This window comes from Pseudorhodoferax sp. Leaf274, from assembly GCF_001422445.1.
In the GTDB taxonomy this organism is placed as follows: Bacteria; Pseudomonadota; Gammaproteobacteria; order Burkholderiales; family Burkholderiaceae_C; genus Pseudorhodoferax.
Genome location: NZ_LMNA01000001.1, coordinates 1024914 through 1034772 on the forward strand (window position 1 = coordinate 1024914; position 9859 = coordinate 1034772).

At 73.1% G+C, this 9859-nt stretch carries 7 protein-coding genes; 2 read left to right on the top strand and 5 right to left on the bottom strand.

Features of this window, described 5'->3' with window-relative positions; all coding sequences use genetic code 11:
- Positions 1 to 412: 412 nt before the first annotated feature.
- A complete protein-coding gene (locus ASF44_RS31510) occupies positions 413 to 568 on the top strand; it encodes a hypothetical protein (protein ID WP_156374344.1) in 156 nt (51 codons plus the stop codon).
- A gap of 224 nt (positions 569 to 792) precedes the next feature.
- Here ASF44_RS31510 and ASF44_RS04755 read toward each other — a convergent pair whose 3' ends face one another.
- The 3 genes from ASF44_RS04755 to ASF44_RS04765 form a co-directional block, all read right to left on the bottom strand.
- Complete coding sequence (locus ASF44_RS04755; protein ID WP_200930551.1) at positions 793 to 1173, bottom strand: hypothetical protein; 381 nt, start codon at positions 1171 to 1173, stop codon at positions 793 to 795.
- A gap of 97 nt (positions 1174 to 1270) precedes the next feature.
- On the bottom strand, positions 1271 to 1801 hold the full coding sequence (locus ASF44_RS04760; RefSeq protein WP_162243782.1) for a PEP-CTERM sorting domain-containing protein: 531 nt from the start codon (positions 1799 to 1801) through the stop codon (positions 1271 to 1273).
- A 113-nt stretch (positions 1802 to 1914) separates the two neighbouring features.
- Positions 1915 to 3006 carry an SPOR domain-containing protein gene (locus tag ASF44_RS04765; RefSeq protein ID WP_056897961.1) on the bottom strand — a complete coding sequence of 364 codons (1092 nt, stop codon included), beginning with the start codon at positions 3004 to 3006 and terminating at the stop codon, positions 1915 to 1917.
- Between the two features lie 117 nt (positions 3007 to 3123).
- On the opposite strand from ASF44_RS04765, the gene ASF44_RS04770 reads away from it, so the two are divergent.
- Positions 3124 to 6567 (top strand): EAL domain-containing protein, encoded by a 3444-nt coding sequence (locus tag ASF44_RS04770; protein WP_156374345.1) that lies wholly within the window; start codon positions 3124 to 3126, stop codon positions 6565 to 6567.
- Here the strand turns inward: ASF44_RS04770 and ASF44_RS04775 are convergent.
- Positions 6516 to 8609: a molybdopterin-dependent oxidoreductase gene (locus ASF44_RS04775; protein WP_056897963.1), complete on the bottom strand. Its 2094-nt coding sequence runs from the start codon at positions 8607 to 8609 to the stop codon at positions 6516 to 6518. The genes ASF44_RS04770 and ASF44_RS04775 overlap by 52 nt on opposite strands.
- A gap of 15 nt (positions 8610 to 8624) precedes the next feature.
- A complete protein-coding gene (gene argE, locus ASF44_RS04780; protein ID WP_056897964.1) occupies positions 8625 to 9782 on the bottom strand; it encodes an acetylornithine deacetylase in 1158 nt (385 codons plus the stop codon).
- Between the last annotated feature and the right edge of the window lie 77 nt (positions 9783 to 9859).

A 9859-nucleotide genomic window follows, 5' to 3' on the forward strand; every position in this document is an offset into this window, starting at 1 on the left:
GTGTTGGAGCCGGCACTGTCGCTGCGGGCCGTGCGCAGGGGAACGAAGGAAGCCGCATGTGCATATGCGCCGCGCAGTGCCTGCGGCTGCGGCCCAAGAAAAAGCCCCGGAGCTTGCGCGCCGGGGCTGAACGGCCCCAAGAGGCCAGGAGACAAGGGTGAAAACGGGCCGCCTGCAGCAGCGGGCGGCGTTGCCACTCTAGGCCCGCCGGGGTCATGGGCCAAGGAACGAAAACCGATATGCATAGACGCTTTGCGTGGGCGGGGCGCATCCTCGTTTTCCGAGCAAGCATCTGAACAAGTCTTCGTTCGCGCGCGCCTGGGCCGCGCCAAGAATGCAGCCACTGCCCAGTGCCAGGCCGCATCGGCCGGCGCGCAGGAGACCCAACCGACGCGCAAGGAAGCTCTTCACCATGGCCAGCATCCGCCCCCTGCACGACCGCCTGGTCGTCCGATGCAGCGAACCCGAGACCGGGACCGCCAGCGGCATCGCCGGGACGAGCCGGCACCTGCTCCCGGCGCTTGCCTCCGGCGGTGCGCCAGGTGGCTTCGGCGGCGCGGACGTCTGAAGGACGGCCCGCCACGCGGCGGGCCCATCCGGGATTCGACAGGGTTCAGGCTGTGGCCGGGCTTGCGGCGGGCGTGGGGCTCGCGGGGACCGCAAGACCGGCCACGGCCCTGGACCTGGGCTTGTGCAGAGACTCAAGATCGATGCCGGTCCCGGTTCTGGCGCAATGCGCGCACGCACACGCCGCGCAGCAGGATCGCGCGGGACGTGCCCGGCCAGGCGGCTTCAGGGCGCCGCGGTGCCGTCTGGGTCGGGGTCCGAGGCCAGCGGCCCGGATGTGCGCCAGTCCGTCACCGTGGCGCGCGTGTGCGGGCGCGGGTTGTCTGCGTGTGCGGGGCGCGCCGGCGGTGCGCCGGCCCAGCGGCGCAGGCCATCGCGGCCGGACGCGGCGCGCAGCAGCAGCGCGCCGGCCACCATGGCGTGCAGCACCGCGCCCAGCCGGGTCGGTGCGCGCAGGGCGCACAGCGCAAAGGCGCCCGCGCCGAGCAGCGTGGCGGCATGCTCCTGTGGCGCGCTGTCGCGCGCGTCGTCGTAGGCGATGAGCGCGCGCACCTGCTGCTTCAAACCCGTGGCGGACGGGGTGGTGGTGTCGAAGGCGTCTGGCATGGCGTGGTCTCCCAAATAGGGCACCACTGTGCGCGCGACGGCCGGCTTCGGCTGGGCGGGGCGCGGCCATCCCGCCGTCGGAGAAGGCGCCGACCTGTCAGGTGCCGGGGCGGCGGCGGCGGGCACCGGCCCAGCCCGCAGCGCCCAGCGCCGCCAGCCACAGCAGCATGCTGGACGGCTCGGGCACCGCCGAGGCCGTGAACGTGATGGCGTCCTCGCTGTAGCTCGACGCGGTGGTGAACACCTCCATGTAGATCGCCGGGTTGTTGAAGTCGGCGAAGAAGGGGTTGGCGTAGCCACCCGACGCGGTGGTGAAACCGAAGCCATGCACCGTGATCTGTCCCTGCGGGCCGGAGCGGATCAGGTTGTCCAGCGCGTAGGGCGCGTTGCCTGGAATGGCCGCGCCGGTGGGGTACAGGCCGGTGATCGCATCGCCGTTGCGCATGCCGGTGATGGCCGTGATCAGGTGGAAGCCATCGGCATCGGCGGCGTCCGCCGTGGTGAGCGTGCCGCCGGCCTGGATGCCGGTGCCGGCGTAGTTCCAGTTCCAGACGATGTCTGCCCATGCGGGGGTTGCAGCGAGCGCGCTGGCCATGGCAATGGCGGCGAGGGCCTGTGGTGCTTTCATTCGATGTTGGGGAAGGTTGAGAGGCCCGCGCAGCATACCGAGGCAGGCGCGGCCCGGGCCGGCCAGCAGTCCTCCAAACAGAGGATGCGCGGCGGGCCGGTGCGGCCGTGCCGTCAGGCCCCGCCGTCGCGGGCGGCCTTGGCCTGGGGCGCCGCGGGCAGCCGCACCACCACCGCCGGCAGGCCCTGCGCGCGGATGCGCTCGCCCGCGCGCTGCGCCTGCTCCTGCGTGGCGAACGGACCGGCACGCACGCGCTGCTGGCCTGAAGGCGCCAAGGTCTCGCTGCGCGCCGGCAGGCCGGCCGCCTGCAGCCTGGCCAGCGCCGCCTGCGCATTGGCGGCTTCGGCGAACACGCCGATCTGCACGGCGTAGCGGGCCACCGCTCCGGTGGGCCCGGTCGCGGCCGGCGGGGCTTCGGCGGCGGGCGATGCCGCGCGCCGGGGCTCAGCCGCGGCCGCCGCCGTGCTGGCCGTCGTGGCGGGCACCGCCGGGCCGGGGGCGCTGGCTTGGGGGGCCATGGGTGGCGCGGCCGGAGCATCGGTGGCGGGGGCCGTTGCAGGGGCCGGCGCGGAGGCCGCTGCGGGGGATGCGGCCGGCACTGGTTCGGGCCTGGGCGCGGGTACCGGCGCAGTGCGCACGGCAGTGGCCTGCGCGCCGGCGGGTGCAGCCGCCGCCACGCGCACCGCAGGTGGTTGCGCCGGCAGCGGCCGCAGCGCCAAGGCCAGTCCCGCCAGGGCCGCCAGCACGGTGGCCTGCAGGGCCAGCAGCGCGGCCCAGCGGCCCAGGCGGCCGGGTTGGCGCCGCTGCAGTGCGGCGCAGGCCTGGGCGACGCTGGCGTGCGTGGCCACGGCGTCGAGGATGCGGCGGCTGCACACCCGGTGGTAGAGGCTTTCGGCCCCGAGCCCCCAGGCCAGCGAGGCCGCGAGCGTGAGCCCCAGCAACAGCAGGGCCAGCTGCGTGGCGTCGGCGCCGAACACCAGGCGCGCCAGGCCCAGCGCCAGCACGCTGCCCAGCAGCGCCGCGCCGGCCCACAGGGCGGCCGTGCCGATCAGGCCGCGCCAGGCGAGCCAGGCCACTGCCGAGGCGAAGGCCCCCCAGTGCCAGCGGCGCGTGCGCGGCGCCTGCGCAGCACCGGCGTCCAGGGCCTGGAAACGCTGCAGGTAATGCCCGTCCCGGTCCGGGCCAATGGCCGCGCGGTACAACATGGCAGAGACATCCGTCGCATCGACCGGCTTGGAAGAGGGGTCCACCGCACGACTGTCGCACAACCTACACTGTCTGCCCCGCCGTGCCCGCGGCACCGATGGAGATCCGCAGCTTCCATGAGCCCCGCCCCGCCCAGAGTCGTGCACGCGGATGCGCGCATCGTGCTGGATGCCGCGGGGGCGGTCTGCGAGGCGAACGGCAAGGCCGCGCGGCTGCTGCGGCGTTCGCTGGCCCGGCTGCAGGGCCTGTCGCTGCAGGCGGTGTTCGAGGCCCCGGGCGAGGCGGTGTTCGCCGCCGAGTGCGCCTGGGCCCTGCGCGAGTCCTGCGCCGTGGCCTTCGAGGCCTATGCCGCCAGCCTGGACCGCTGGCTCGAGGTGCGCGCCCAGCCGCTGCCCGACGGCCGCCTGCAGGTGCTGCTGCGCGATGTGTCCAGGCGCAAGCAGGCCTCCGACACGCTGCGCGAGGGCGAGGAGCGCTTTCGCCACCTGCTGCGCGCCATGGCCGATGCGGTGTGGGACTGGGACCTGCAGGCCAGCACGGTCTGGTGGAGCGACGGCGCGCAGCGCGTCATGGGGCCGCAGGCCGCCGCCTGGTTCGAGGCCGGCCGCGGCTGGCTGGCCGACGTGCACCCGGAAGACGCCACACGCGTGCAGGCCGCGCTGGACGCGGCATTGGCCGGCAGCCAGGACACCTGGACCGACAGCTTGCGGCTGCAGCGCGACGATGGCGTGGTCGTGCCCGTCAGCTTGCGCGCCTATCTGATCCGCGACGCGGCCGGGCGCGTGCGCCGCGTGGTCGGTGGCCTGGCCGACGTGACGCTGCGGCTGCAGGCCGACCGCGAACTGGCGCGGCTGAGCCGGGCCCAGCGCATGCTCAGCGCCTGCAACGAGACGCTGATCCGCGCCGAGTCCGAGGCGGGCCTGCTGCGCGGCGTGTGCCGCATCTCGGTGGAGATCGGCGGCTACGCCATGGCCTGGGTCGGCTACGCGCACGACGATGCCGGCCGCACCATCGACGTGATGGCCCATGCCGGCGACGACGCCGATTTCATGAAGGGCATCCCGATGTCCTGGGCCGAGGACGGGCCCAACGGCCAGGGCCCGGCCGCGCGCACCGTGCGCAGCGGCGAGCTCGTGATCGTGGAGGACATCGCCCAGGACCCGACCTTCGCACCGTGGCTGGCGCAAGCCCAGGCCAGCGGCTTTCGCGGCGTGGCCTGCCTGCCGCTGCGCGACAAGCAGCGCACCTTCGGATTCTTCTACCTGTATGCGCCCGACGTGGTGCAGATCGGCCGCGACGAGATCGCGCTGCTGCAGGAGCTGGCCAACAACCTGGCCTTCGGCATCGGCAACCTGCAGACCGAGCAGCGCCAGCGCCGGCTGCACGCCGCCGTGCTGCAGGTGGCGGCCGCGGTGTCGGCCTCCACGGGCGACGCCTTCTTCCGCACCATGGCCCAGCACATGGCGCAGGCCGTGGCCGCGCGTGCCGCCTTCATCGGCCGCATGCACCACAGCGGCCACCAGACGGTGCGCAGCATCGCCGCCGTGGTCGATGGCCAGTTCCGCGAGAACGCGGAGTTCGCGCTGCTCGGCACGCCGGCCGAGCCGCTGCTGCACCAGCCCAGCTGCTACACCGAGACGCTGCCGCCGCCTTCGCCGGCCATGGCGCACGCGCTGGGCAGCTGGCGGCCCGCGGCCTATGCCGGCGTGCGGCTGGAGGATTCGGCCGGCGGGCTGCTGGGCATGCTCGTGACGCTGTTCGACGTGCGCCCGCCCGATGTGGCGCTGGTGCTGTCCACCATGCAGATCTTCGCCGCGCGCGTCGGTGCCGAGCTCGAGCGCCAGGAGCAGGACCGCCGGCTGCGCCGCCAGGCCTCGTTGCTGGACCTCGCGCAGGACGCCATCGTGGTCTACGGCATGGACCACCAGGTGCTGTTCTGGAGCCAGGGCGCCGAGCGCCTGTACGGCTGGCGTGGCAGCGAGGTCGGCGAGGACTTCCGCGTGACGCAGCTGCAGCACGACCGCGCCGCGTTCGACCAGGCGCTGCACGACGTGCACGCGCGCGGCGAGTGGAGCGGCGAGCTGGTGCAGACGCGGCGCGACGGCCACGCCGTGACCGTGGGCGCGCGCTGGACGCTGGTGCGCGACGAGCAGGGCGCGCCCGAATCGGTGCTGGCCATCCACACCGACATCACCGAGCGCAAGGCGGCCGAGCGCGAGATCCAGCAGCTGGCCTTCTACGATCCGCTCACGCAGCTGCCCAACCGCCTGCTGCTGATGGAGCGGCTGCAGCATGCGCTGGCCACCGAGCACCGCAGCGGCCGCGGCGGCGCGCTGATGTTCATCGACCTGGACAACTTCAAGACGCTCAACGACACGCTGGGCCACGGCATGGGCGACCTGCTGCTGCAGCAGGTCGCCGCGCGGCTGCTGCACAGCGTGCGCGAGAGCGACACCGTGGCGCGCCTGGGCGGCGACGAGTTCGTCGTGATGCTCGAAGACCTCGGCCAGGACGACCAGGCCGTGGCCCAGCACGCGCGCCAGATCGGCGAGAAGATCCTGTCCGCGCTGAGCACGCCGTTCGCGCTGGCCGGCAACGAGCACCTGTCGACCTGCAGCATCGGCATCGCGCCGTTCCATGGCCACGGCGGCGGCATGGGCGAGCTGCTCAAGCAGGCCGACATCGCCATGTACCAGGCCAAGGGCGCGGGCCGCAACACGCTGCGCTTCTTCGATCCCGGGCTGCAGGCGGCCGTGTCCGCGCGCGCGGCGCTGGAGGCCGACCTGCGCGTGGCGCTGGCCCAGAGCGCGCTGACGCTGCACTACCAGCCCCAGATCGGTGCCGACGGCCGCGTCACCGGGGTGGAGGCGCTGGTGCGCTGGCAGCATCCGCGGCACGGCCCCATCGCGCCGGCCGATTTCATCCCGATGGCCGAGGACACGGGCCTGATCATGCAGCTGGGCCGCTGGGTGCTGCGCCAGGCCTGCTTCCAGCTGGCGCGTTGGGCGCAGAACCCGGCCACGGCCGGCCTGGAGATGGCCATCAACGTGAGCCCGCGCCAGTTCCGCCATCCCGATTTCGTGGCGCAATGCACCAGCGTTCTCGCGCGCACGCGCGCCGATGGGCGACGCCTCAAGTTCGAGCTGACCGAGGGCCTGCTGGTCGAGGACATGGAGGGCACCTCGGCCAAGATGGCGGCGCTCAAGGCCTACGGCGTGGGTTTCGCGCTGGACGATTTCGGCACCGGCTACTCCTCGCTGGCCTACCTGCGCCGGCTGCCGCTGGACCAGATCAAGATCGACCAGTCGTTCGTGCGTGCGCTGGGCCGCGACGCCAACGACGACGCCATCGTGCGCACCATCATCGGCCTGGCGAAGAGCCTGGGCCTGCAGGTCATGGCCGAGGGCGTGGAGACGCAGGCGCAGCGCGACTTCCTGCTGCGCGAGGGCTGCCGCGACTACCAGGGCTACCTGTTCAGCCGCCCGCTGCCGGTGGCCGCGCTGGCCAGCTACCTCGCAGGGGCCGGCGTGTCGGCCGCCACTTCCACCAGGCAGTCGTAGAAGGTCGGCGCGCGGCCCAGGTCGGTCAGGCGCTGGCTGGTCAGCTCGTTCACGTTGCGCCCGTCCAGGCCGAGCTTGCGCCACCAGATGCCCAGGCCGTTGACCACGCCCTCGCGCGCCCGCGTGGAGACGGCCGCGCGCACGCGGTAGGCGCCGCGCGCATTGAACACGCGCACCGTGCTGCCGTCCGCGATGCCGCGCGCGGCCGCGTCCGCCGGGTGGATCTCCAGCAGCTGCTCGCCCTCGATGGCGCGCAGGCTGGTCACGTTGACGAAGCTGGAGTTCAGGAAGTTGCGCGCCGGCGGCGAGATCATGGCCAGCGGGTAATCGGCCGAGCTGCCAATGGCCTCGTGGTTGGGCAGGTAATCGGGCAGGCCGTCCAGGCCCTGGGCTGCCAGCCGGCTGCTGAAGAACTCGCAGCGGCCCGAGGGCGAGGGAAAGCCGCCCTGCGCAAACGGCGCATCCGGCAGGTCCAGCGTGGCGAAGCCGTCCTGCAGCAGCGCGGCGAAGTCCACCTGCCCGCCGAAGGCCTGGCGGCACAGGGCCTCGTCGTCGTCCTGCAGGCAGGGATGGTCCAGGCCCATGCGCGCGGCCAGCGCGCGGAAGATGGCGGTGTTGGGACGGGCCTGGCCCAGCGGCGCGATGGCCGGGCGGTTCAGCAGCACGTCGGTGTGGCCGTAGGCCGAGTGGATGTCCCAGTGTTCGAGCTGGGTGGTGGCCGGCAGCACGTAGTCGGCATGGTCGGCCGTGTCGGTCTGGAACTGCTCCAGCACCACGGTGAACAGGTCCTCGCGCGCGAAGCCGCGCACCACCTTGGCCGATTCGGGCGCCACCGCCACCGGGTTGCTGTTGTAGACCACCACGGCCTCGATCCGCGGGCCGAAGGCGGCGTCGCCCGGGTGCAGCAGCGCATCGCCGATGGTGCTCATGTTGACGGTGCGCGGGCTGCGGCCGGCCAGCAGGTCGGGGCGCTGCAGGGCCGCGCGCTGGACGGGGAATTGGCCGGAACTGCTCAGCAGCACGCCGCCGGCGCGGTGGCGCCAGGCGCCGATCAACGCGGGCAGGCAGGCCACGGCGCGCACGGCGTTGCCGCCGCCGCGGGCGCGCTGCATGCCGTAGTTCAGGCGGATGGCGGCGGGGCCGGCCCCTTCCGAGCTTGCCCTGCAGGCGCCGTAGTCGCGTGCGAGCCGCTCGATCTGCTCCACGGGGATGCCGCAGACCTCGGCCGCGCGCGCGGGCGGCCACTGCAGCGCACGTTCGCGCAACGGCTCCCAGCCCAGCGTGTGCTCGCGCAGGTAATCGTGGTCCAGCCAGTCGTGATGGACAAGCTCGTGCATGAGCGCCAGCGCCAGCGCGGCATCGGTGCCGGGCCGCAGCGCGATGTGCTCATGGCATTTGTCCGCTGTCTCGGTGCGCCGCGGGTCGATGCACACCAGCCGTGCGCCGCGGCGCTTGGCCTCCTGCGCGTAGCGCCAGAAGTGCAGGCTGCTGGCGATCGCATTGCCGCCCCAGACCAGGATCAGCTTCGACTCGGCGAAGAACTCCACCTTCATGCCGACCTTGCCGCCCAGGGTCTGCGTCAGGCCTTCGGCGCCGGCCGAGGCGCAGATGGTGCGGTCCAGCAGCGAGGCGCCCAGCGCGTGGAAGAAGCGCGCCGCGATGCTCTCGCCCTGCACCAGGCCCATGGTGCCGGCGTAGCTGTAGGGCAGCACGGCCTCGGGCGCCCGCGCGGCGATGGCCGACAGGCGCGCGGCGATGTCGTCCAGGGCCTCGTCCCAGCCCACGGGCTCGAACCGGCCCGCGCCCTTGGGGCCGACGCGCTTGAGCGGCTGCAGCAGGCGCTCGGGGTGGTAGCTGCGTTCCACGTAGCGCGAGACCTTGGTGCACAGCACGCCGCCGGTCTGCGCGTGGTCCGGGTTGCCCTGCACGCGCGTGGCCACGCCGTCCGCCACCGTGGTGACGAGCGCGCAGGTGTCGGGGCAGTCGTGCGGGCAGGCGCCGCGCACCTGGCCGTTGCGTGGGGGGGCGAGGACGATGGACATAGGCGGGCGGCTCCGTCAGGCGAGTGCGGGTGTGCTGGCCAGGCCGCGCACGAAGGCCTCGGCGCGCGCCAGTTGGTCCAGGCTCACGTATTCGTCGGGCTGGTGCGCCTGCGTGATGCTGCCGGGGCCGCAGACCACGGTCGGGATGCCGGCGCTCTTGAACAGCCCGGCCTCGGTGCCGAAGGCCACCAGCGTGGTCTGGCGCTCGCCCGAGAGCTGCAGCGCCAGCTGCGTGACGGCGTCGTTGGCCGAGCCGAGGAAGGCCGGCACCTCGCAGATGGTCTCGAAGCGAAAACCCGCGTCGGGCGCCACCTGCTGCATGGGCGGCTCCAGTGCCTGCGCGGCCTGGCGCACCGCCTGCTGCATCGCATGCGCATCGGCGGTGGGCAGGTTGCGGAATTCGTAGCGGAACTCGGCATCTCGCGGCACCACGTTGTCGGCGATGCCGCCGTGGAACTGGCCCACGCTGGCGGTGGAGAACGGCACGTCGAAGCCGGCGTAGCGCGGCTCCTCGCGCTCGAAGCCCTCGGCCATGTCGCGCACCTTGCCGACCAGCCGCGCGGCCATCTCGATGGCGTTGACCGACAGCGGTGTCAGCGAGGAATGCGCCTCCTTGCCGCGCACGCAGCACTTGTAGCGGTACACGCCCTTGTGGGCGATGGCCGGCACCATGTTCGTCGGCTCGCCGACGATGCAGGCCACGGGCCGGATGCCGGCTTCGCGCAGGTCGGCGATGAGTTCGCGCACGCCGAAGCAGCCGACCTCCTCGTCGTAGGACAGCGCCAGGTGCACGGCGAACGGGGCCGATCCCTCGGCCAGCCAGCGCGCGTTGGCCAGCGCCACGGCGATGAAGCCCTTCATGTCGGCGCTGCCGCGGCCGTACAGCCGGCCGTCCCGCACCTGGGCCGACAGCGGATCGACCGACCAGTCCTGCCCGTCCCAGGGCACGGTGTCGGTGTGGCCCGAAAGGACCACGCCGGCGGGCCGGTGCTCGCCCAGCGTGGCGAACAGGTTGGCCTTGGTCCTGTCGGTGTTGTAGGTCAGCCGGCTCGCGATGCCGAGCCCGGCCAGGTGGTCGCGCACGAAGTGGATCAGCGGCAGGTTGCTGACGTGGCTGCGGGTGTCGAGCTGCACCAGGGCCTGGGCGAGCTGCAAGGAGGTGTCGGACAACATCGCGCCATTTTGCGCGCTGGCGTTCCCGTCACACACCTCTGCACCACTTCCACCCCGGCCAGCAGCTGGCCAGCACC